Origin of the sequence: Chryseobacterium sp. SG20098 (assembly GCF_031844745.1) — a bacterium.
Lineage (GTDB): Bacteria > Bacteroidota > Bacteroidia > Flavobacteriales > Weeksellaceae > Chryseobacterium > Chryseobacterium cucumeris.
In genome coordinates this window covers 2205435-2228130 of record NZ_CP134622.1, presented here as the reverse complement: position 1 = coordinate 2228130, position 22696 = coordinate 2205435, and the positions used below count along the sequence as shown (strand labels likewise).

20 protein-coding genes and 1 tRNA gene are annotated in these 22696 nt (G+C 34.0%); 13 read left to right on the top strand and 8 right to left on the bottom strand.

The window, feature by feature from the left end:
* Positions 1-2214: a peptidase domain-containing ABC transporter gene (locus tag RHP76_RS10225; RefSeq protein WP_311230105.1), complete on the bottom strand. Its 2214-nt coding sequence runs from the start codon at positions 2212-2214 to the stop codon at positions 1-3.
* Between the two features lie 41 nt (positions 2215-2255).
* On the opposite strand from RHP76_RS10225, the gene RHP76_RS10220 reads away from it, so the two are divergent.
* Genes RHP76_RS10220 through RHP76_RS10210 form a run of 3 tightly spaced genes read left to right on the top strand, consistent with a single transcriptional unit; the run spans position 2256 to position 4751 of the window.
* A complete protein-coding gene (locus RHP76_RS10220) occupies positions 2256-3467 on the top strand; it encodes an aldo/keto reductase (RefSeq protein WP_311230104.1) in 1212 nt (403 codons plus the stop codon).
* Positions 3464-3949 (top strand): hypothetical protein, encoded by a 486-nt coding sequence (locus RHP76_RS10215; protein WP_311230103.1) that lies wholly within the window; start codon positions 3464-3466, stop codon positions 3947-3949. Before RHP76_RS10220 ends, RHP76_RS10215 begins: the two co-directional genes overlap by 4 nt.
* Positions 3924-4751 (top strand): tetratricopeptide repeat protein, encoded by an 828-nt coding sequence (locus RHP76_RS10210; RefSeq protein ID WP_311230102.1) that lies wholly within the window; start codon positions 3924-3926, stop codon positions 4749-4751. The genes RHP76_RS10215 and RHP76_RS10210 overlap by 26 nt, the downstream gene beginning before the upstream one ends.
* A gap of 197 nt (positions 4752-4948) precedes the next feature.
* On the opposite strand, the gene RHP76_RS10205 is transcribed toward RHP76_RS10210, so the two are convergent.
* Genes RHP76_RS10205 through RHP76_RS10195 form a run of 3 tightly spaced genes read right to left on the bottom strand, consistent with a single transcriptional unit; the run spans position 4949 to position 6860 of the window.
* Complete coding sequence (locus RHP76_RS10205; RefSeq protein ID WP_311230101.1) at positions 4949-5401, bottom strand: hypothetical protein; 453 nt, start codon at positions 5399-5401, stop codon at positions 4949-4951.
* A gap of 3 nt (positions 5402-5404) precedes the next feature.
* Positions 5405-6457, bottom strand: a complete 1053-nt coding sequence (locus RHP76_RS10200; protein WP_311230100.1) for a hypothetical protein — start codon at positions 6455-6457, stop codon at positions 5405-5407.
* A gap of 1 nt (position 6458) precedes the next feature.
* Complete coding sequence (locus tag RHP76_RS10195) at positions 6459-6860, bottom strand: hypothetical protein (RefSeq protein WP_311230099.1); 402 nt, start codon at positions 6858-6860, stop codon at positions 6459-6461.
* A gap of 1780 nt (positions 6861-8640) precedes the next feature.
* On the opposite strand from RHP76_RS10195, the gene RHP76_RS10190 reads away from it, so the two are divergent.
* Positions 8641-9171 (top strand): antirestriction protein ArdA, encoded by a 531-nt coding sequence (locus tag RHP76_RS10190; protein ID WP_311230098.1) that lies wholly within the window; start codon positions 8641-8643, stop codon positions 9169-9171.
* Between the two features lie 144 nt (positions 9172-9315).
* On the opposite strand, the gene RHP76_RS10185 is transcribed toward RHP76_RS10190, so the two are convergent.
* A tRNA-Gln gene (locus RHP76_RS10185) sits at positions 9316-9389 on the bottom strand.
* 364 nt (positions 9390-9753) lie between these two features.
* Between RHP76_RS10185 and der the strand changes: the two genes are divergently transcribed.
* Together der and upp are read left to right on the top strand one after the other, a co-directional pair.
* The gene (gene der, locus RHP76_RS10180) at positions 9754-11064 is read left to right on the top strand and encodes a ribosome biogenesis GTPase Der (RefSeq protein WP_062676152.1); all 1311 of its coding nucleotides are present in this window, start codon (positions 9754-9756) and stop codon (positions 11062-11064) included.
* A gap of 154 nt (positions 11065-11218) precedes the next feature.
* A complete protein-coding gene (gene upp, locus RHP76_RS10175) occupies positions 11219-11869 on the top strand; it encodes a uracil phosphoribosyltransferase (RefSeq protein WP_062676151.1) in 651 nt (216 codons plus the stop codon).
* A gap of 1 nt (position 11870) precedes the next feature.
* Here upp and RHP76_RS10170 read toward each other — a convergent pair whose 3' ends face one another.
* The 3 genes from RHP76_RS10170 to RHP76_RS10160 all read right to left on the bottom strand — a co-directional run bounded on the left by RHP76_RS10170 (position 11871) and on the right by RHP76_RS10160 (position 15185).
* Entirely contained in the window at positions 11871-12557 is a 687-nt protein-coding gene (locus tag RHP76_RS10170; protein ID WP_311230097.1) for an alpha/beta fold hydrolase, read from the bottom strand.
* Positions 12558-12706: 149 nt separating this feature from the next.
* Positions 12707-13360 carry a ComF family protein gene (locus RHP76_RS10165; RefSeq protein ID WP_311230096.1) on the bottom strand — a complete coding sequence of 218 codons (654 nt, stop codon included), beginning with the start codon at positions 13358-13360 and terminating at the stop codon, positions 12707-12709.
* 346 nt (positions 13361-13706) lie between these two features.
* The gene (locus RHP76_RS10160) at positions 13707-15185 is read right to left on the bottom strand and encodes a helix-turn-helix domain-containing protein (protein ID WP_062676148.1); all 1479 of its coding nucleotides are present in this window, start codon (positions 15183-15185) and stop codon (positions 13707-13709) included.
* A gap of 128 nt (positions 15186-15313) precedes the next feature.
* On the opposite strand from RHP76_RS10160, the gene aceB reads away from it, so the two are divergent.
* The 7 genes from aceB to RHP76_RS10125 all read left to right on the top strand — a co-directional run bounded on the left by aceB (position 15314) and on the right by RHP76_RS10125 (position 22687).
* Complete coding sequence (gene aceB, locus RHP76_RS10155) at positions 15314-16888, top strand: malate synthase A (RefSeq protein WP_311230095.1); 1575 nt, start codon at positions 15314-15316, stop codon at positions 16886-16888.
* A gap of 114 nt (positions 16889-17002) precedes the next feature.
* The gene (aceA, locus tag RHP76_RS10150) at positions 17003-18283 is read left to right on the top strand and encodes an isocitrate lyase (protein ID WP_311230094.1); all 1281 of its coding nucleotides are present in this window, start codon (positions 17003-17005) and stop codon (positions 18281-18283) included.
* A gap of 182 nt (positions 18284-18465) precedes the next feature.
* Positions 18466-19038 carry an OmpH/Skp family outer membrane protein gene (locus tag RHP76_RS10145; RefSeq protein WP_120232135.1) on the top strand — a complete coding sequence of 191 codons (573 nt, stop codon included), beginning with the start codon at positions 18466-18468 and terminating at the stop codon, positions 19036-19038.
* A 128-nt stretch (positions 19039-19166) separates the two neighbouring features.
* Entirely contained in the window at positions 19167-19553 is a 387-nt protein-coding gene (locus RHP76_RS10140) for an acyl-CoA thioesterase (RefSeq protein WP_311230093.1), read from the top strand.
* 32 nt (positions 19554-19585) lie between these two features.
* Positions 19586-20752, top strand: a complete 1167-nt coding sequence (locus tag RHP76_RS10135; protein ID WP_311230092.1) for a hypothetical protein — start codon at positions 19586-19588, stop codon at positions 20750-20752.
* A gap of 28 nt (positions 20753-20780) precedes the next feature.
* Complete coding sequence (locus RHP76_RS10130) at positions 20781-21173, top strand: hypothetical protein (protein ID WP_277695456.1); 393 nt, start codon at positions 20781-20783, stop codon at positions 21171-21173.
* A 71-nt stretch (positions 21174-21244) separates the two neighbouring features.
* Positions 21245-22687 carry a serine hydrolase gene (locus tag RHP76_RS10125; protein WP_311230091.1) on the top strand — a complete coding sequence of 481 codons (1443 nt, stop codon included), beginning with the start codon at positions 21245-21247 and terminating at the stop codon, positions 22685-22687.
* Positions 22688-22696: the final 9 nt, after the last annotated feature.

Sequence of the window (22696 nt, the reverse complement as noted above, 5' to 3'; positions counted from 1 at the left end):
CTAATTTGATAGTTCTAGTTGGTTTTTTACAAGTTCAAAGTATGCTCCTTTATTTGCAACAAGTTCTGTATGTGTTCCTTGTTCTATTATTTTTCCCTTTCCTAATACTATTATATTATCAGCATTCTTTACTGTACTAAGTCTGTGAGCTATTACAATAACCGTTTTTCCTGCAAAAAAATTATTCAAGTTTTCCATTATTATTTTTTCATTGTTTGCATCTAAAGCGCTTGTAGCTTCATCAAAAAATAAATACTGAGGATTTTTATAAACGGCTCTTGCAATTAAAGTTCTTTGTATTTGTCCTCCACTCAAATTTATTCCACTGGTTCCTGCTGGTCCTATTCTTGTATTATATCCCGTAGGAAAATTTTCAATCATTTCTTCAATATTGGCAATTCTTACAGCATTCAGTAATCTTGATTTATCCAACATCCATTCTGATTGAGATTCTGTAATATTTCTAGCAATAGTATCGGTAAAAATATACCCATCCTGCATTACAACACCACATGCTCCCCTCCATTCTCTAGTATCTAAATTATTTATTTCAATTCCTCCTATTTCTATTTTTCCCTCGGTTTGTTTATAAAGCTTTAACAGTAATTTAAGTAAAGTTGTTTTGCCACTTCCACTTTCTCCGACAATTGCTGTGATTTTTCCTTGAGGAATTTTTAAACTAATATCTTCCAAAATCATTTTAGAGTTTTTCCCACCATATCTGAAAGATAAGTTTTGAATATTGATAGTATGATTTTTTGGAAGTTCGTGGTTTAGCTCTTGTACTTGATATTCATCTTTTATTTCCTTAATTTCATTCATTCTTGCGAGACTAATTTTAGCGTCCTGTGCTTCTCTAAAAAACTGAACTAATGAAATAAGCGGATTATTTAACTGACCTATAATATATTGTACAGCTAGCATCATTCCTAACGTCATATCTCCCTTTATAACAGAGTAAGCTGCAGTAAATGATATTAATATGTTTTTAATTTCATTAATGGAACTAGCTCCAATCATTTGTAGTTGTGCCAATTTTAACGATTCAATAGAGATTTTATAAAGCTTGATTCTCATTTCTTCCCATCCCCATCTTCTTCTTTTTTCAGAACCATTAATTTTTATCTCTCGAATACCATTTATTATTTGTAATAAACTACTCGAATTTCCAGAAGATTCATCAAATCTTTTATAGTCAAGCTCAGCTCTTCGCTTCATGAAAAACAAAATCCAAATAATATATAAAGTTGCTCCTACCAAAAAAATACTAAAAATGATAAAATTATAGTATAGTAATATTCCCATAAATATGAGCATATTTACTAATGAAAATATTGTTGTGGGAGAAGTAGTTAAAAATCTTTCTAATCTATCTGAATCCTGCAATCTTTGTAAAATATCTCCTTGTATTTTTGAGTCAAAGTATGATATTGGTAGCTTCATCAATTTTATGAGAAATTCGGAAGCAATTGTTAAGTTAATCCTTGAACCAAGATATAGAAGTAACCAATTTTGAACAAAACTTACAAATGATTGAGAAAAAAATAATGTAATTTGTGCTACTAAGACTAGAATTACAAAGTTTAATTCTCGATAATTAATTCCTTTATCAACAATAGATTGTGTTAAAAAAGGAAGTATAAGTTGGATTATACTGATAATACTTAACCCTATAGCAATTTGAAATGCGTATTTTTTATATGGCTTAACATAAGGCAATAAAGATGAAAAACCTTTTTTTTCTTTTTTTTCTTCTTCAATCTCATGAAACTCAGAACTAGGCTCAAGCAAAATTACCAAGCCTTCATCAGAATTGTTAAGATATCTTGTATTTTGCCATCCTTCTATAAATTTATCCTTTTTATAAACTATATGTCCATAATCAGGGTCTGCAACATATATTTTATCTTTTTCAATCTTATAAACAATAAGAAAATGCCTTTGCCTCCAATGTACTATACAAGGCAAAGGGGCTTGTTTTGCTAAGGTTTCATAATCAATACTTGCAACTAAGGTTTTAAAACCAATCTTCTCTGAAGCATCAGTAATTCCCATTGCAGAAACACCTTCTGTAGTAATATTACAAAGTTCTCTAAGATATTCTGGCGAATATACTTTTCCATAATACTTCGCCAACATCCTCAAGCATGTAGGACCGCAGTCCGTTCTGTCAAATTGTTTATAAAATGGGAATTTGTGTTTTTTTAAAGCCATTAAAAATAAAAAATTTAATTTTACTGCAAATATACACTAACATGGTGAAAATTAATGAACTTTCAAAAATAGGAATTGGTACTTATAGAATGAATGTTGATGATTTAGAAAATGAAAATGCAATTCGTTATTCAATTCTATCAGGTATTAACATTATTGATACCGCTTCCAACTATAACTTTGGAAAATCTGAATTACTAATTGGAAAAATTATCGATGAAAATATTAGGGATTCGGTTTTTATCGTTTCAAAGGCTGGCTATATTCAAGGTGATGATATTAATGATGTTAGAAAGAAAAATTTAAACCATATTGAGATAAATGAAAACTTTCTTTATTCAATAGAATCAGATTTTATTTCATTTCAGTTAGAAAAATCTTTGAAAAGATTAAATACAAACTATATTGATTGCTATTTGCTTCACAATCCAGAATATTGTTACGAAAAATTGTCAAAGGAACAATCAAAAAATATTTTGTTCAATTCATTCTCATTCTTAGAGCAAAAAGTCAGAGAAAAGAAAATTAGATGTTATGGTGTTAGTTCAAATTCATTAAATTTATTACCATTAAAGGATATTTTAGAAACATTGGAAAGATATCCTCACTTCAAAGTTCTACAATTTCCATATAATATTATTGAACAAAATTCATTATTTAAAGTTGATGAATTTCAGAATATTTCTATACAACAATTGAAAGATAGGGGATTCACCATTTTATCTAACAGACCTTTAAACACTATCTATGACAATAAAGTTTTAAGATTAGTAGATAATCCTATTGAGAATATTGACTATATAGAAAAACAAGAAGAAATATTATTTAGCTCTCTAAAATCTATTATTTCTAAAAGATTAATCGAAATGGGGGAAGAAGCAATTCTAGAAAATTATTATCCAATAAATTTTTTCATTGAGAATAGAAAAATAATAGCAAATCAAGAGGCTATTGATAAATCGATAAACGCGTACCTAATACCTTTTTTAGACGCACTAGCGTTAAATAATAAAGAAATTATAGATACTTTAAAATCATTAAGAAATTATTGGTTAAATTTTTCTTTGAATGAAAACCAAAAAAGACTGGATATAGTGAAAAACAAACTTTATGCAGAAGGAGTCATAGAGAAGAGTAATGAACAAGATTTGTCAGCAATCTTGGCAGAAAAATATGCTAAAGATGGAATAGATGTTGTTTTAATGGGCCTTACAAAAGAAATATATGTCGATAAAATTAAAAGTATATTATGAAAATACTAAATAGATTTCTCCTTTTTACTTTTATAGTCTGTATACTTCTTTCAATTTTATTATATTTTGGTCTTAAAAATGAGGTGGGAGATATTACAAAAGATAATAATGATAATCCAAGTTTTAAAACAAAAGGTAAAGTTTATCAATATTACCAATCTGGAGCAAAATATAAGGGTGATAGAAAAGAAATTAAAGATATTTTATTATCTAAGAAAATAGAATCTAAAACCTTAAATCAAGGATGGATTGTAACTAGGTTTATTGTTAATTCACAAGGAATTACTGATAGATTTAGATTCTTCTGTATTGATAAAAATTATAATAATATAAAACTAGATAGCAAAGAAGAGAAATATATCTTAAATATTATTCGTTCTTTAAAAAATTGGCAAATAGGTGAAATTGACAATGCAAATGTTGATTCATATTATCAAATAACTTTTAAAGTTGAAAATGGAAAAGTCACAGATATATTTTAGAATAAAATTTATTTTAAAGACGTTATTATTAATTGTATTTACGATTATAATTGGCTTGTCAATATACTTAGTTTTTTTTCTAAATAAGAATAAGAGGTTTAAAATTGCGGAGGATTTACAAGGAACATACTTTTCTCAATTTATGTTTAAGGTCTTAGCTAAACAATTTCCCGACTATTCAGATGTATATCATGAGCAATCAGTAGCTTTTAATAAAAGAGGTCTATATCACGAAGGTTTTAAACTCCTTGATAAAGCAGTTTCTCTAAACCCAAAAGAACATTTGGGATATAGGGGATGGATGAAGTTAAACAAGCTTAAAGATTATAAAGGAGCAATAATTGATTTTGAAAGATTAAGTAAATTGAAGCCAAATACAGTTAATATTGTTCAAGGAGAAAATATTAATTATTTGCTTGCTACTGCTTATCAAGGTCTTGAAAATTATAATAAATCAAAAGAATATTATAATGTCTTTTTTAAAACTAGTGATACTTCATCATTACCCTTAAATCCCATTGTATATGTAAATTATGGTACATTATTAGAAAAATTAAATCTCAATGATGAAGCTATTACACAGTATAACAAATCTCTTAAAGGGCATTTTAAATTTTCAGAAGCATTTTTTCATAAAGGTGAAGTATTTGAAAAACTAAATCAAAAGGACTCTGCTAGGTATTATTATAAAGAAGCACTTAAACAATTTGATAATAGCTCTCGATTAAAAGATGTATATAATGAAGTTTTTAACGAATTATACAGGCAGGATATTATAAATAAATTAGAGAATCTTAAATAAGCTAAATTAACTATTGAAATTATATTTTTTCTTAAATTACTGTGTTTAGATTGAGAATATGATAAGGATGTCTTATGATTATAGTGTGCTTAATTGTAATGCTATGTAGCAGATTCTTTGTCAGCCCCTCTGTTCATAGGTATTTGCAGAGACAAAAGCACAAGCCTCAACCAATAAGGTCAAGGCTTTGTTTTTTATTACATTTTTACCAAATCAAACCAAGTTCCATAGCTTTTCCACTGTATCTGAGTTGCTGATATTTTTCTGAACTCAAAATTCTGTGTTGTTGGTGACATATTATATTTTACCGTAAAGTTATACTGCGTAGTAGTGTTAACAGTTTCATCTACACTGCCACCGTACGGATGTGCTTTGATAGTTCCTGTCAAACTTAGTTCTGATGTACCTGTAATTGTAACGACATCATCAGATGTAAATCTGTATAACTTGTTTGAAGTTGTTCCATTAGTTACTCCCCAAGTTCCCTGAATCCACGTTGGCGGATGAAAATATTGAGTTGTTGCAGGCTGTTGATTGTTGGGTGTAGTGTTGTCTTCATCATTACTGCTGTTAGAACAGTTTACGGATACTAATAGCATTGTTGTTAGCGATAATGCTGTAAAAAGCATGCTTTTTGCGTTCTTTTTCATAATTTAATATATTTCAATGTCTGTTTTAATAATCCAGCCTTTACTAGTTATTCCATCAGTATTGGTAAAGGTGGTGTATACAAAATATTGGGTTTCATTTGATACGAATATTTTTGCTCCATACAATAAATACGTGTCTTTTCTGGTATTTTGATTTGGTGCTTGGTGGAAATATGCTTTGGGTTGGATTACGATATACTGCTGATATGACTGCTCTCTATCATTAGCAGTTGTTTCGTTGCTTTGATTGATGCCAAGTAAGGCTTCTCTTTTCTTGCTGGCTTCTGCATAACTGCCAAAATTCAGGATATATCTTTTTTCAACGTTTTTTAGCTCTAGATTAATCATGGCTTTTTGCTGGGCTTCGTCCATGAGTTGGTATTCTTTATCCTTGTCCAAAAATGCCTCTGTTTCAAATATTCCTGTTGTCACTATCTTTTGCCCCTCGTGTGAAAAGAAACTCTCTCCTTCAAAAACTACAAAAGAGTATCTTTTTTGCATTGTTTCTGGGCTGGGCAGGCTTACAGTCGGTGGGGTATACTGAATGGTTGTATCGGCTTGTATTGGGCTAATTGAAGCTTTTTCCTGCACAGTCTTGTTTTCGCAACTCATACCAAACATTGGCAGAATCAGAATCAAAACCTTTAGACGGTATCTCTTGAAAAACAAGACGATTAGTGTGTATGCTACCCAAAATAGCAGGAGATATTTGTAATCATTAAAAACGGATTTTGCGTATAACACGCCTTTATTAGAGTAGCTCTTGAACTCAGAATCATACAGTAGCTCACTACACATCATTCCGTTTGTAGGTAAATCTATCTTTGTTCCGAATGGCGTAGTTTGATACAATGCACCAACAGGTATTGTGCGGGTGTCATACGTTCCGCTGATAACAACCCTATGTCCGTAATCTATTGTGGGATTGCTTAGATTCGGGATATAGGAAAATTTACTAAAATGCTCTACTGTAAAAACAGTCAGAAACGCCAATACAAAACCTATCAACACTGATTTAGGAATGTTTTTGTCAACCTGAATAGTTTTCTTTTCCATACTAATAATATTCAGCTATTCCATCGTTTGACATTACAATGATTTTTTTGTAATCCTGCGAGACAAACACGTAGATGTTTTCCTTAGAATTGGTGTTGTAGTACAAAGATTGTTTAAAAATAGTACCTGAAATCTCCTTGTAGCCTGTTTTTTTTATTTCAGCTGCCCAATAAGCTTCCTGGCTGTTGTTATAAACTGTAAAAAGCTGTGTTCCTCTTCCGTCTGCTGACAGTTCAAAGTAAAACTTATAGTTAGAGGTTTCATCTGCAATGGTTTTGTATTGGGTTTGTCCGTAACTGTCCGTGTACTTTATACTTTCTTTTCTGTGTGAGAAATAATAGTTTTGGGAAAAGCATAATGTGCTTAGTAGTATCAGTACTCCTGATAATAAAAGTTTTTTCATTGTGATTTTATATCACTCCGAGCCTAAAAGTGTGGTTTATTTGGGTTATATAATAGAAAAAGGACGCAGGCTCGTAATTCTTATTTATTACTGAGGTTCTGGTAAACCTGTGATGTAAATAAGAGAAACCCACGTCCCGTATAATATGGACGTGAGCGTTCAACTTATCATTCTGCATCACATTTTGAATTTACCAGATTCCAGTAACAGAATAATTTATTAACGCTTTTTCGTTATTCGATAAAATTTGAGGTGCTAATATAAGAATTTTTGTAATTATGTGACAGTTTGTTTTTTCTGGTTAGATACAACGGTGAGTGCGGGAGTATGTAATTATACTGTCTGCTGAAATCCTAGAATCAAAATGATTCCTTTTAAGAGGAATTTGTGTGAATTTTGCACCAACTTTTGGGATGTATAATAGTATTGAGATGAAACACCCTCATACATCGTCATAAATGCCTCAAATTTCAATTATCTTTTTGTTTTGGTGTTATCCCTTTATTTGAGTTTAAAAACAGATTAAACAGGTTTATTTGATGTTTGTGGTAAAAACTGAATGTTGGTTTATATCTAGCACTTCGATACAGGTGTTTTAAGTGCTTAAATTTCGAGTTTCTTTCTAGTTTGGTATTGTATGTTGTTTTGTGTATAAAGTGTTAAAATAAGCCTTATTTGAGATGCTGTGATTACACTCAGTTTTTATCCAAGTGTGCGAAATCTGCTATCGACCTGATAGAAGGGTTTGACAGAGATTCTACTAACATATAATGGTATATAATAATACTATATGCTGGTATATTGTCCCTATATGCTGGTAGTAGATAGATAGCTGGAAAATACATGAGTGACAGTTATTCGGGTGGGTGTGGATAGTTTGCAGAATCTTTTTTATGAGAGGCGGCCGCTGAAAAACTATGTTTTAAAGACAGGATAGTAGCTGTAGGCTGTCTCTGTGGTTTGTGTGGGGTATCAAATAAACGTTTATCTTTTACGAAGTTTTGCCAATATTATATCTTCCTATTTACCCCAAAACAAAAAAAGTCCCTCGAAGTAGAGAGACTTAAAAAAACACAAATGATGAAAAAAATCATTTCGCACAAATATATCACTTTTCTATGATTGTTCCAAGCTCTATAGATAGTCTCTGTAAACCATGATGAATACAGGGGTTTGTAGAGAATCTGCTACATAGTACCTATATATACTACAATTATTCTCTTAATATATCACACTCTAATACATCTCTAATTCTTCCAAATCCAACCAGTCGGGTAGCTATGGTAAACAGTTTGTGGTGCTGTGGGTGTGTTGTGGTTTTGCCTGCGGGCTTCTGGGAGAAACTGTCAAATACTTGGGTTACTATTTACGCCACCCGTCAAATTTTAATTTAAAAATGTACCCCCTATATCTAAGTTCAAAATTTTTATATAGGTATCGGGACACGACCTACTATTAGCTTACCCCGTACGGGTCGAGAGCTTTTTTTGCCTGCCCCCTGCCAAAGTATTTAGCTTTTCTGACAGTTGTTTGTGTGGTTCTGTGCTCGGAGTGGTTAAAAAGTTTTTAACTAACCTCGGAAGTATTGATTTTTTTGTTAAAAAGTACCTGAAACACTTGTGTTTATCATATTTTTTACGTATCTTTACTCTGTACTTTACTACTAAAAACAGCCTTGTGTCTACGGAGATAAGGTTTGATATATAACAAAAAAATGCCTAGCAGTATTGGCGTACTACTAGGCGTATCAATAAATTTTAACGTAACTAAAATTACTGACATGGCAAATTTACAAAATTGTCTGGATACAGCAAGTATCTATGTTTCAACGTACGCCAAGTACAACAACGGAAACCTGTATGGCAAATGGTTTAACCTCGGAGATTATTCAGACTATGACGAGCTACTGGAAGCAATGCGGGAGTTTCACAGTGATGAATCCGACCCAGAATTCATGCTACAAGATTATGAGGGTTGCGAACTGTTTGAGAAACTAGGATTGATTAGTGAGTGTCATATATCCAAAGATATCTACGACATTGCCGAGCAAATAAATGAATCAGGGCATGATTCCGAAGTTTATGAAGCTTTGCTGGACAACTTTTTAGATATGGATTTTCAAACTGCCTATGAGTATGTGAACAATTTTTACTACGGTTGGTTCAATTCGGATATTGATTTTGTGGAATATCTGTATGAAGACGATATACCGTTTAATCTCCCTAGCTTTGTTTGCATTGATTGGAAAGAGACAGCAAAAAACATTATGTATGATTATTTTGAATCGAACGGACATTATTTCAAGGCTTAAAATACAATCAGATTCAAATAGATTCAATTGGGTTCACTCCAAACGTTTTTTACAAAAAGTATGACTAAAATGGTGACCAAACGCCAAAAAGTGACCAAAAACAAAATGCAACTTGCTGTAAATTAGCGAGTTGCATTTATTAAGTGGTAGACCCACAGGGATTCGAACCCCAGATGACTGAACCAAAATCAGTAGTGTTACCGCTACACCATGGGTCTGTTTCTATGCCGCGAAATTATAGAAATTATTTTAAATATGAAAATCTAAATTAAAGATTAATTAACATAATAAGGATGCAAAACGCTTTACTTATTGATATCCAAATAATTATTTTTTAATAAAAATTTTAAAAAAAATCTGCTTCTCCTAGTAAATAGGAGATTTGTGGATATTATCTGTTCAATTGGAAGAGTACGGTTAACGTTAATTTATCAGATAGATAATACATCTCGCCTCTTTTTCCCAGCTTCCATCTGTTAAATAATAAAACCCTATCTTTGCAAAAAATTGGGCTCCAAAAGTTGGAGTAACCCATTAATAACATATCCTTGAGCAAAGTAAAAGGATTATTAAACATTTTTTATGTCAAATATTGTCGCAATCGTTGGACGTCCCAACGTAGGAAAATCCACGCTTTTTAACCGTTTATTAGAAAGAAGAGAAGCTATTGTAGATTCTACAGCTGGTGTTACCAGAGACCGTCACTATGGAAAATCAGACTGGAACGGAGTAGACTTTACCGTAATTGATACCGGAGGTTATGATGTAGGTACAGATGATATTTTCGAAGAGGAAATCCGTAAACAGGTACAATTAGCGGTGGATGAAGCCACTTCTATTATCTTTATGATGAACGTAGAAGAAGGGCTTACCGATACAGATCACGAAATCTACAGACTTCTTAGAAGATCCAACAAACCAATTTATATCGTTATCAATAAAGTAGATTCTGCAAAGGAAGAACTTCCTGCAACAGAATTCTATCAGCTAGGAATTGATAAATATTATACACTTTCTTCTGCTACAGGTTCTGGAACAGGAGATTTATTAGATGATATCGTTAAAGATTTTCCTACTACAGAATATAAAGATCCATTTGAAGGATTACCTAAAATCACGATTGCAGGTCGTCCAAACGTAGGAAAATCTACAATGACCAATGCTTTATTGGATGTTGAAAGAAATATTGTAACCGATATTGCAGGAACTACAAGAGACAGTATCCAGACTTTATATAACAAATTCGGACACGAGTTTGTATTGGTAGATACGGCGGGGATGCGAAGAAAGTCTAAGGTAAATGAAGATCTTGAATTCTACTCTGTAATGAGATCGATCCGTTCTATTGAATATTCTGACGTTGTGATCATCATGGTGGATGCTACACAGGGTTGGGAATCTCAGGATATGAATATCTTCGGTTTAGCTCAGAAAAACCGAAAAGGAATTGTAATCCTTGTGAATAAGTGGGATTTGATCGAAGACAAGCAGACCAATACGATGCGTGATTTCGAAAAATCAATCAAAGATAAAATTGGTCAGTTCCAGGATATTCCAATCCTATTCGTTTCAGCTTTGACGAAGCAGAGAATCTTAAAAGCTGTAGAAGTAGCCATGGAGGTTTATGAAGACCGTAAGAAGAAAATTAAGACTTCAAAACTGAATGAAGTAATGCTTCCGATCTTCGAACAGACACCACCACCAGCGTTGAAAGGAAAATACATTAAAATCAAATATTGTGTACAGCTTCCTACACCTTCACCACAGTTTGTATTCTTCTGTAACCTTCCACAATATGTGAAAGAACCGTATAAGAGATTTACTGAAAACCAGTTGAGAAAACAATTCGGGTTTACTGGAGTTCCGATTGAAGTTTATTTCAGACAAAAATAATAAGAACTTATGTTCACGAAAACTCCGGCAAGCGAAGCTTGCCGGAGTTTTTTATACCATCAGAACGGACTTCTCCTTAAGTGCAATCTTTCAATTCGTTTTTTAGTTGTAATTTTGCAGCAATTAATATCTGAAATTAAAAATAAAAATTTTCATGCTTACTATTTTATCGCAACACTTTTCTCTGGTCAACGAATGGATTAACGAACTTAGAAACGTTACGATCCAGCACGACCGAATGAGATTCAGAAGGAATATGGAAAGAATCGGGGAGATTGCCGCTTTTGAAATCAGTAAAGGACTGGAGTATAGAGAAGTTGAAATTCAAACTCCTTTAGATACAATAAAAAGCAGAGAAATTGCCGTACAGCCGGTTATCACAACCATTTTAAGAGCAGGAGTTCCATTATTCGAAGGAATTCTTAACTATTTAGACAGAGCAGACTGTGGTTTTGTAGCAGCATACAGAAAACACGATGCTAACGATTATTTCTCAATCAAACAGGATTATCTTACCTGTCCTAGTATCGAAGGCAGACCTTTGATCGTAGCAGATCCTATGTTGGCAACCGGAGCTTCTTTAATTGAAGCGATCAAGGATTTGCTTACCAACGGAAATCCAACCCAGCTTCACATCGTAGCAGCCATTGCTTCAAAACAAGGAGTTGAAACAGTTCAGAATGCTTATCCTGAAGCGCACATCTGGGTAGGAGCCATTGATGAACATTTGACTTCAAAAGGATATATCACTCCAGGATTAGGAGATGCCGGAGACTTGAGCTACGGAGAAAAACTTCAGAGATAATTTAAGAAAGATTCCAGAAATCTTTTATTAAATTCAATAATAAATCAGGTCGTACTTTATCCATAGGATGCTTTGTGTCCGGAAGTACGGCCAGTTTTGCGTTTGGAAGGCTTCTGTACACTCTCATACTCTCTTCAATAGTGACCATATTATCTGTATCTCCCACCATAATTTGAGTTGGAGTAGTAATCGTGGCAAAATTATTTTCCAAAGGAGGATTTTTACCTAAATCAACCATTAGATCAGCAATAGCCGGAAGAAGTTGTTTCCATTTTGTTCCGTGTTGTGATTCTAAAAGCTGAGCATACTGAGGAATTTTTTCAAGAATAATATCAGGATTAAGCATTTTACTTTCTTTTAAAGCCTGTTCCTCAGTCCAATCGAACTTTGTTCCCAATGTTATTATAGAATTTACATTTTCAGGGTTTTCCATGGCATAACAAAGCGCTACATAACCACCCATACTATGTCCGAAAATTGATACTTCAGTCAAATTGTTCACCTTACAATATTCAGATAATTCCTGAGTATATTTTTCAATATTGATGCCACCAGCAGGGAGTTCCTGATCTCCGTGTCCTGAAAATAAAGGGGTGTGTACCGTGAAATATTGGGACAGTGTATTTAGATAAGGTTTAAAAATGTCGCTGTGACCTAAGGCTCCGTGCAGTAAAAGCAGATTTGGCATAGTTGTATAGTTTCCGGAAAATTAGGAAAAAGAATTGAATGGTGAAAATGGGTGGTATATAGAGTAAGAGTGCTTGAGAATGGGAGAGTTTGAGTTGGTTTTTACCTGATAATATTTTTGAAGATGATCTCCACACCTCGTCTTCCGCCTCAAATATCCACAGCCATCACCAATACACTTACTTTATTGTCACCAGCATTTAAAATCTCCCACGCAACCGATGAAACAGTATTTCCTGTAGTAAAAACATCATCAATCAGGAGGATATGCTTTCCGGAAACAGGTTGGGTGACTGAAAATGTATTAGTGGTCTTCAGCCTGTGTTTTTTGTCTTTTAAAGCCTGAGCTTTGGAATAATGATTTCTTTTGATTAATTCATGATCAAACGGAATATCATAAAATTCTGATAATGTTTCTGTGAATAAATGAAGCTGATTATATCCCCGTTCTCTTAATTTCTTTGGATGGAGTGGTACAGTTACTAAAAGATCAGGATGGTCATCTCTAAAATCCAAACGATCTATCATCCACTCTGCAAGAATCTTTCCTATTCTTTCCCTGCTTCTGTATTTCAGTTCATGGATAATCTGCCGGCTTAAACTTTCCTCTTCAAACTGAATTAAAGAAAACGCATTTTCAACCGGAAAAAATAAACTGCATTTTTCCTTGACTGGATTATTTTCAAAATAATTGTAATGGGTAAAATGAATCTGGCTGAAACAAAGGCCACAAACCAATAGTTCTGGATCAATGATTGTGTTGCAGTGGATGCAGCGGTTGGGAAACAATATATCTAATATCATAGTGTGTTTTTACTAAGATAGAAAATAATTGTCAAATTTTGCTTTGCAAAGCCAATGTTGAATTATTATTAACGCTAATGTTCACAAAGTTTGTTATTTTGTATTGTTCTCAAGGGCATTTCATTTAGCAAGGGAAAAGCCTTTTTGTTGCTGAGTGTAACGTCTTGGCGAGCAAAATATTCTAAAATTATAATAGAAAACTTTGTGATCTCTGCGTTTAAGATGAAAATAAGTTATTGTGGATTTTACCCAAGTCCATTACTTACAACTTACAACTTACAACTTACAACTCACACTCCACATAAAATTCACGAGCGAAGCGTATTGAAGATTCACTATTCACTTACTAATTCTCAAATCTCTTCCTGATCTTCTCCACAGAGCTCTTCATACTCATATTAAAATGTTCCTTTTCCAGTCTCACAGGGGGTGCCTGTCTTACTTCACAATCTGCAATACTGCAGGATTCGCAGGTGACTCCTACATTGATGGTTTTTAAAGAAGGAGATTTGATAAACCCTATTTTCTTTATTGTTTGAGAATTCAATAGAATCCCAAGGCAATAACTTCTGTTGCTTCCATCTGAGAAGGGATTTTTTTGTGAAGTAGAAATCACAAGATAGCTTATTCCCTGATCCTTATAGTGAGAAACCTGAGCATCCGTAAGGGTTTCATTTTCTTTTAAATCACCAAGGTTTTTTACCGCAATCCATCTTCTGCAGTAATGCTCGTTCATTGCATTGGCATGAGGAGCCTGCTGGTGATTAAGATGAAGCTCCTTTAAAATCTGAATCTTATCCGAATTTTTCTTTTTTACCAGACATAGATAGAACAGATCTTTAATTCCCATTTCAGCCGAGAGGATGTTGGTCAGCCGGTAATAAAATGTTTCAGGCGAGTGGGTGAAACTGCTGATAAGACTCTCAAAATTTTTAGGTTCCCATGTATTTTGCTGGAAAAATTCTGCGGTTTTTTCAATGACAGGTTCTTTTGAAATGAGCAATGCACCTGCGAAATAAGACGCGTAAAAGTTATTCAGAATTTCTTCAAAGCTTCCGAAATCAAGCCAAGAATATGTATTGGGACGGTTTTTTAATTCCAGTACATTGAAGCCGATTTCTTTAGCCAGAATGAATGTTTTCTGATCCTTTTCCAGTTTTTGATTCAGAAGTAAAAGTTTTTTCTCAGGAATGAAAAGAGAGCGGAGATTATCCAGAGTTCCATATTTTTCAAAATCTTCAGACTGAATGGTGTAACTGAATTTTTCTGCAAGAATTGCCTCCAGAATGTCAGACTTTAGATCTTTTCCGGGTTGTAACTGATTTTCCCGGGTAAACAGATCAACCTTTTCTTCAATTTCCGGAAAATAGTTATCATATAATTCCTGAAATGACCTTAAGACGGCAAAATAAAATCTTTCCTTACCAAGATTGTAATTCTGAGAAATTTCGATCAGTGCATTGATAAAAGCCGTTACTTTTTTAGGAGCATCACTAATAATACTGATTAGGTTGTTCTTATTGATTCCAAACAGCTCTAGTGGGACTTCTTTGAAGAAATCAGACTGAAGAATTTCGTTGAATGGGGCCAGACTTTTATCCAGCTTGGTAGAAACAAGATCATCGAAAGTGCAGCTGAGTGCTTCAGAAAGCTGAATAATTTTATCGTGTTTGGGATACTTTTTCCCATTCTCAATTTCGTTGAGGTAAGATTTTGATAATCCTGTCTTTACAGCAAGGTCCTGCAGAGACCAGTTTTTCTTTTGTCTCTGCTGTTTCAGTTTTAGCCCGAAAACTGTTTTGATAAAGTCGCTTTCTGAATTCATTACTTCAAATATAAATAATTAGATGCGATTATTCGCATAATAATTTTTTAAATAAATTTAGCGAACGTTCGCTGTTTGTGAAAATTTTTATTTATGTTTGTAACATCAAATCACAAAATCAATAAGTTATGGAAACAAAGACTCAATTAGAAATAAAGTCACAGAAGCAGTTTGAGGAAGTATTTACTCCTGATTTGGCAGATTTTCTGATTTCGCTTCATCAGAACTTTAATCATAAAAGACTTGAACTTTTAGAAGAAAGAAAAATTACTCAGCAAAATTTTGATAAAGGAAATCTTCCTGAGTTCTTGAAAGAAACAGCAGACATCCGGAATGGAAATTGGGTATGTGCTCCGCTTCCTGACGATATGCTGGATAGAAGAGTAGAAATTACCGGCCCCGTTGACCGCAAGATGATTATCAATGCCTTGAATTCCGGTGCTTCTACGTTTATGGCTGATTTTGAAGACAGCAGTTCACCGGTTTGGGAGAACTGTATCCAAGGACAGATTAATCTTTCTGATGCCATTAACCGGACTATTGATTTTGTCAACGAAAAAGGAAAGGCATACACCCTTAATGAAAAAACGGCTGTTTTACAGGTTCGTCCACGCGGCCTGCACCTTCCTGAAAAACATATTGAAATCAATGGAGAAAAAGCTTCCGGATCACTGATTGATTTTGGAATTTATTTTTTCAGAAATGCAAAACAACTTTTGGAAAACGGAAGTGGCCCTTATTTTTACCTTCCAAAATTAGAACACTATAAAGAAGCCCGATGGTGGAATGAAGTTTTTGTTTTTGCCCAAAACTATCTCGGAATTCCGGAGGGAACCATTAAAGCGACTGTTTTAATAGAAACGATTACTGCTTCGTTTCAGATTGATGAAATTTTATTTGAATTAAAAGAACATAGCGCAGGATTGAATTGCGGAAGATGGGATTATATTTTCTCTTACATTAAAAAATTCAGAAATCTTCCTGAATTTATAGTTCCGGACAGAGATCAGGTGACTATGACCTCTCCTTTTATGAGTGCCTATTCAAAAAGAGTGATCGAAATCTGTCATAAACGAAATGTCCATGCAATCGGTGGAATGGCAGCCCAGATCCCTGTAAAAGACTATGATGAAGCTAATCGTATTGCTTTTGAAAAAGTAAAAAATGATAAAGAAAGAGAAGTGAAAAATGGTCATGACGGAACTTGGGTTGCACATCCGGCCTTGGTACCTGTAGCAAAAGAAGTTTTTGACCAGTATATGCCTTCCAAAAATCAGATCGATAAAAAATTCGAATACCATATAACAGAAAGCCAGTTGCTGGAAATTCCTAAAGGTGATATTACCGAAAAAGGAGTCCGAAAAAATATCAATGTAGGAATTCTTTATCTGGAAAGCTGGCTGATGGGAACTGGCGCAGCCGCCATTTATAATCTCATGGAAGATGCGGCTACTGCTGAGATTTCAAGAACACAAATCTGGCAATGGCTGAAAAACGAAGCGGTCCTGATTGACGATAGAACATTAACCCGAAGTATGGTATTACAGTGGGAAAAAGAGGAAATGGACAATATTGAAAAGTATGTAGGAGAAATCCGTTTCCAAAACGGAAAATTCAACCTTGCCAAAGAACTTTTCAATGAATTGATTTTCTGTGAAAAGTTTGAAGAATTTCTAACCCTTAAAGCATATCCTTTTATATAGTTTGAGAGTGAGAGAGTAGGAGTGTCCGAAAGTTTGAGAATCATATCTCGAAACCTTGTACCCCGAATCCCGTATCTCGAACCCTTAAATTTAATCAAACAAAATCCAAATATTATGAAAACAAGACAAGAACAAATCCAGGCTATAGAGCAAGATTGGCTGACAAATCCACGTTGGCACGGTGTAAAAAGACCTTATACGGCAGAAGAAGTTCTTAAACTTCGCGGTTCTTATACCATTGAATACACTATTGCGACAGAAATGTCCAAAAAATTCTGGGATAAATTGAATACTCAGGATTATGTGGCAGGGCTTGGTGCATTAACGGGTAATCAGGCAGTGCAGGAAGTAGATGCAGGTCTGGAAGCAATATACCTTTCAGGATGGCAGGTGGCTGCAGACGCCAATCTATCTGGGGAAATGTATCCTGATCAGTCATTGTATCCAGCCAATTCAGTACCTTCAGTGGTAAAGAAAATTAATAATGCTTTATTGAGAGCAGATCAGGTGCAGTCGGTAAGCGGAACAGGAAATAAAGAATATCTTGTGCCTATCATTGCCGACGCCGAAGCTGGTTTTGGAGGCAATCTGAATGCTTTTGAGCTGATGAAACAGATGATTGAAGCAGGAGCAGCTGGTGTACATTTTGAAGATCAGCTTTCTTCGGCCAAAAAATGTGGACACTTAGGAGGAAAAGTATTGGTGCCTACACAGGAAGCAGTCAATAAACTGATTGCTGCACGTCTGGCTGCTGATGTACTTGGAGTTCCGAGTCTCATTATAGCAAGAACAGATGCGGATGCAGCAGATTTACTGACCTCCGATATTGATGACAGAGATAAGAAATTCGTTACAGGAGAAAGAACTTCCGAAGGATTTTACGTGGTACGAAATGGAGTAGAACAAGGCATCGACAGAGGACTGTCTTATGCTCCCTATGCAGATCTTATCTGGATGGAAACTTCAAATCCCGACCTGGAACAAGCCAAAAGGTTTGCAGAAGGAATTCATGCGAAATTCCCGGGAAAAATGCTGGCTTATAACTGTTCACCTTCATTCAATTGGGCAGCAAAACTGAGTGTGGAAGAAATGTCTACTTTCCGTGAAGAGTTGGCTAAAATGGGATACAAATTTCAGTTTATTACCCTTGCAGGATTCCATGCCTTGAACACCGCTATGTTTGAATTGGCATTAGCTTATAAAGAAAGAGGAATGGCAGGATACTCAGAACTTCAGGAGCGTGAGTTTGCATTACAGCACAAAGGATTCAGAGCAGTGAAACATCAGTCTTTTGTAGGAACAGGATATTTTGATGAAGTACAGAATATTGTGACCAACGGCTCTTCAGCTACTGTAGCGATGAAAGATTCTACAGAAACGGCACAATTCCATTAGTCGTTTTTCCATATTTTTTTGATGTTAAACCTTCTCGTTTGTGGGAAGGTTTTTCTTTTGTTTAAAGGGCTTTGAAACTGTTTTTACAATATGTATATTTCAAAATAATAAAGAAATAAATGCGACATGATAAGTAATTGAAATTTGAATTATATTTGGGGCTGGAAAAAATATTATTAAAAATGAATTTAATTAAAGTACTTTTTATTACATTAGGATTAACGCTTACTGCAAATGCTGCAAATGCTCAACAGAAGGTTGGAAGTGTAAACACAGAGGATATTTTTGCAAGTTTATCTGAAGTAACCACTATAGGAACTACTATTGATAATCTGACTAAGTCTAAGCAGGCTGAAATTGAAAAAATGATCGGTGATTATCAGACTAAATTGAAAGCAGCACAGGCTAAAGAAAAGACTCTTAGTGAAGCCAACAAAGAAGCTGTGACTAAAGAACTGATGGCAGCACAAACAGAGTTGCAGACTTTAGGTAAAAAAATAGAAGATTCAAGAGCACAGGCTGCTAAAGATATTTCAGCTAAGCAAAGTGAATTGTACACTCCTTTACAACAAAAGGTAAAGAGCGTTATTTCTGCTGTTGCTAAAGAAAGAGGATTGAATTTTATCTTCGATACATCATTCCATGAATCTAATAATTTAGTTTACACAGATGGAAGTGAAGATATCACAGCTCTGGTAAAAACCAAATTAGGAGCTACAGCAACGCCTGCAAAACCTGCTGGAAAGTCTAAATAAGAAATTCAATATACTGAATATTATACCGGGATCAGAACTTATGATCCCGTTTTTTTATGTATAAAAGTGTTGGGTTGAATGAAGAAATTTTATTTTAAAATGATACATTTGAGTAAACTTTAAGCAGAATGAATTTAATGTACGAAAAACAAATAAAGGTAACAGAAGATCATATTGATCAGAATAATCATGTGAATAACGTACAATATGTGCACTGGGTGGAGGAAGTAGCAGCGGAACACTGGGATCTTCTGAAACAGCAAACAGGATATGTAAACGATGCCTGGATGCTTCTGGATCATCATATCCGATATAAAAAACAGGTTTATCTGGATGATATCATTACGGTAAGAACTTATCCTCTGACTCCCGAAGGAGCCAAACAGCCAAGAAAAGTTGAGTTCTATTGCAATGAAGAACTTGTGGTAGACTCAAGTACGCTTTGGATTCTGTTCGATCCTGAAACCAAAAAAATAAAACGTCTGGAAAACGACTGGCTGGAGAAGTTTTTTTAGCTATATAACCCTAAATCAAAAACTAAATACACATGAAATTCTCTTATTCACTGGCTTTACTCTTGTTAAGCATAATAGGCTATGGTCAGGAAAATCCTTACTGGTTTACAGATGATATCAAAAAAAAGGTAGCAGACTCTACCCAAAGTCAATCCTGGAGAAGCCAGATGGCAGCAACATACTACTCAATAAGCGGACAATACAAACCGGCATTGGAAAGTTGGGATGAGACTTTTGGACGTGTAAAAAAGTTGAGTACTGCAGATAGTCTGAGATTCACAAAATTAATCCCCGTCAATGCAAAAGATTATATCTTAGACAGAGCTGCCAGTGAACAGATTATCATCATTAATGAAGCTCATCATAATGCCAGTCACAGAGCATTTGCCTCTTCCTTACTCCAAGGGTTGTATGACAAAGGCTACAGATATTTGGGCCTCGAAACATTGGCGAGTGATTCTTTAAATATTACAAAATTTGCTGCTCTCAGTAGCGGATATTATTCCAAAGAACCGGAATTTGGAAATTTTATCTACAATGCTTTGAAAATTGGATTTAAACTTTTTCCCTACGAAGCAGAAGGAAATAACAAAGAAAGAGAAATTGGAGAAGCAAAAAATATCTTCGATTTTATGCAGAAAAATAAAGATGGCAAATATCTTATCTACTGCGGTTATCAGCATGCTTATGAAGGTATTCATAAATCCTGGGAGAAAACAATGGCAGGACGACTTTCAGACCTTACGGAGATCAATCCTTTTACGATTGATCAGACTCAGTTTTCAGAAAAAAGTAGCCTGAAATTTAATGACCCTCTTTTAAGACTTGTGAAAAATACTGTCCCTGTTGTTTTAAAAGATCAGAATCATGGAATATATAATGGGGAAGACAAAGAGTTGTATACTGATATTAAAATCATTCATCCCGTTACAAAATATGTTGAAGGCAGACCCAATTGGATGTTGAACAAAAACAGAAAGTTTTATAAAATTCCAGCCTCTAAAGTTTCGATATATCCGGCCTTGGTTTTAGCATACAGAAAAGGAGAGTTTGAAAAACAGGGAATTCCTGCTGATATTATTGAGCTCAAAACGTCCAATGACAGTCGTTTTTTAATCCTGGATAAAGGGAATTATGAAATTGTTATCAAAGACAAAGAGTATAAAGTCATTAATAGATTTGAAAAAAAGATAAAATAATAGCTAGAATAGCTTGATAAAAAGGGTAATGAAAAATAAGTTAAGAAAAATAACTGTCAATGCTGTAGAATACTTGTATTTAGTTGCAGATCAATATTATTTCGAATCTAAAACTAATACTTTGACTGTAAAAGTTTTTTTAAACGGACAAAAACAAACCCCTTTAATTATCAAATTTATGACTGTCAATGATTATGTGATGGGACAACCTTTAAAGTCAGGGGTAAAGTTATTTAATAAAATAAAAAACACTGAAGAGGTAGTTAATCTTAATGAGCCTAAATATATTAAAGAGCTTATTGTTCTTGGATTAAAGGATGGATGGTCAGGAACTAATTTAATAACAATAAAAAACGGACTTAATTATTTGAGTGAATTAGGCTTTCAAACCGATCAATTAAAACCAGAAAATAACAAATAATTTTTTTCCTAAATGTAATACAAAAAGGCCCGCAGTTGTTTTTAATAAGGAAACATCAAACAAACATCTCCATGAAATCATCTATTTTAACAATATTATTTTCAGGCTTTTTCGTTACAGCTTATGGTCAGACTGCAGAACAATCGAAAGCGATAGACAGCTATATAAAGAAAGTTATTCAAATCAACGAGATACCGGGAATGGCCGTAGGAATTGTAACGAATAATAAAGTGACTTTCCAGAAATATTATGGAACAGAAAATTTGGAAAGCGATAAAAAAGTAGATCAGAATTCCATGTTCAGGGTGTATTCTAGTACAAAACTGATGTCAAATGTTGGGCTTTTTCAGCTTGTTGAGCAAGGAAAACTTTCTGTGGAAGATAAAATTTCAAAATATGTTGACAATATACCGGCAGAATGGCAAAATGTTAAGGTAAAAAATCTTCTTTCCCACTCTTCAGGACTTCCGGACTGGATTAATTTCAATGATATTGCAACAGATGCTACCAACGCTGAAGTTATTAACCGCTTATCAAAAGAAAAAATGGAATTTGAAACCGGAAGTGATTACAGATATAATCAGACCAACTACATGCTGATTACGATGATCATTGAAAAAATAACAGGAGAGAAATTTGAAGATTATATCCTGAAGAATCAGTTTTCAGACTCCAAAAATAAGGTAGTGTTTTCATCCAATTCCATTGAAAAAATCCCTAATAGAATTGTAAAATATAACTACAACAAAAATACACATCAATACGAAAAATCCACATTTGTAGAAGGGAGAAGAGCGCATTCAGCGAATGGCTTAGCGATTGCATTGCCTGCATTTTTACAATGGAGCATTCATTTGAGTAAAAATGATTTTCTGAAACCTGCCACACAAGCGTTGATGTGGAAACCGTTTGAATACAAAAATAAAGAGATCACCTTTACTCATGGTTGGGATACGGACATCTTTAATGCTATAAAATCCTATGATTTCTCAGGAGGAAATGTGAGTGCTTACAGAATTTTTCCGGATCAGAATATAGCTATTATAGTTATGTACAACGGATATAAAGAATTTCCTGTTTTTTATCCTATGATCAATCAGATTGCCGGCATGATGGATAAACGAATGCTGAACCCATATATGGTGGCAGAAGAATATACAAAGTCTGAACCTATTGTTCATCCCAATCTTAAAAAAGAAAATTATGGCTACCGGACTGAAAAGGATAATATCATTTTTTCTTATCAATTTCCAGAAGGGAAAAGTGTAGAGTACATCAAAAGTATTTCTGTGACAGGTTCTTTTAACAACTGGAATCCTGATGATCAGGTGTATTATATGAATCTGAAAAGGAACAATACTTTTGAATTAACACTCCCAAAATCTCATTTCGAAAGTGGGAAAACTTACCAGTTTAAATTTGTTATGAATAAAAAAAACTGGCTTTCTGTACCTTACAATGCTGCTAATGTAGATGAGACCCAGGATCATAATCTGACTTTCAAAATTGATTAAAAAGAATAT

What these genes read in the sequence shown, in the direction of transcription:
- RHP76_RS10225 (WP_311230105.1), bottom strand. Translation starts at nt 2,214, where the DNA reads ATGGCTTTAAAAAAACACAAATTCCCATTTTATAAACAATTTGACAGA.
- RHP76_RS10220 (WP_311230104.1), top strand. Translation starts at nt 2,256, where the DNA reads ATGGTGAAAATTAATGAACTTTCAAAAATAGGAATTGGTACTTATAGA.
- RHP76_RS10215 (WP_311230103.1), top strand. Translation starts at nt 3,464, where the DNA reads ATGAAAATACTAAATAGATTTCTCCTTTTTACTTTTATAGTCTGTATA.
- RHP76_RS10210 (WP_311230102.1), top strand. Translation starts at nt 3,924, where the DNA reads ATGGAAAAGTCACAGATATATTTTAGAATAAAATTTATTTTAAAGACG.
- RHP76_RS10205 (WP_311230101.1), bottom strand. Translation starts at nt 5,401, where the DNA reads ATGAAAAAGAACGCAAAAAGCATGCTTTTTACAGCATTATCGCTAACA.
- RHP76_RS10200 (WP_311230100.1), bottom strand. Translation starts at nt 6,457, where the DNA reads ATGGAAAAGAAAACTATTCAGGTTGACAAAAACATTCCTAAATCAGTG.
- RHP76_RS10195 (WP_311230099.1), bottom strand. Translation starts at nt 6,860, where the DNA reads ATGAAAAAACTTTTATTATCAGGAGTACTGATACTACTAAGCACATTA.
- RHP76_RS10190 (WP_311230098.1), top strand. Translation starts at nt 8,641, where the DNA reads ATGGCAAATTTACAAAATTGTCTGGATACAGCAAGTATCTATGTTTCA.
- der (WP_062676152.1), top strand. Translation starts at nt 9,754, where the DNA reads ATGTCAAATATTGTCGCAATCGTTGGACGTCCCAACGTAGGAAAATCC.
- upp (WP_062676151.1), top strand. Translation starts at nt 11,219, where the DNA reads ATGCTTACTATTTTATCGCAACACTTTTCTCTGGTCAACGAATGGATT.
- RHP76_RS10170 (WP_311230097.1), bottom strand. Translation starts at nt 12,557, where the DNA reads ATGCCAAATCTGCTTTTACTGCACGGAGCCTTAGGTCACAGCGACATT.
- RHP76_RS10165 (WP_311230096.1), bottom strand. Translation starts at nt 13,360, where the DNA reads ATGATATTAGATATATTGTTTCCCAACCGCTGCATCCACTGCAACACA.
- RHP76_RS10160 (WP_062676148.1), bottom strand. Translation starts at nt 15,185, where the DNA reads ATGAATTCAGAAAGCGACTTTATCAAAACAGTTTTCGGGCTAAAACTG.
- aceB (WP_311230095.1), top strand. Translation starts at nt 15,314, where the DNA reads ATGGAAACAAAGACTCAATTAGAAATAAAGTCACAGAAGCAGTTTGAG.
- aceA (WP_311230094.1), top strand. Translation starts at nt 17,003, where the DNA reads ATGAAAACAAGACAAGAACAAATCCAGGCTATAGAGCAAGATTGGCTG.
- RHP76_RS10145 (WP_120232135.1), top strand. Translation starts at nt 18,466, where the DNA reads ATGAATTTAATTAAAGTACTTTTTATTACATTAGGATTAACGCTTACT.
- RHP76_RS10140 (WP_311230093.1), top strand. Translation starts at nt 19,167, where the DNA reads ATGAATTTAATGTACGAAAAACAAATAAAGGTAACAGAAGATCATATT.
- RHP76_RS10135 (WP_311230092.1), top strand. Translation starts at nt 19,586, where the DNA reads ATGAAATTCTCTTATTCACTGGCTTTACTCTTGTTAAGCATAATAGGC.
- RHP76_RS10130 (WP_277695456.1), top strand. Translation starts at nt 20,781, where the DNA reads ATGAAAAATAAGTTAAGAAAAATAACTGTCAATGCTGTAGAATACTTG.
- RHP76_RS10125 (WP_311230091.1), top strand. Translation starts at nt 21,245, where the DNA reads ATGAAATCATCTATTTTAACAATATTATTTTCAGGCTTTTTCGTTACA.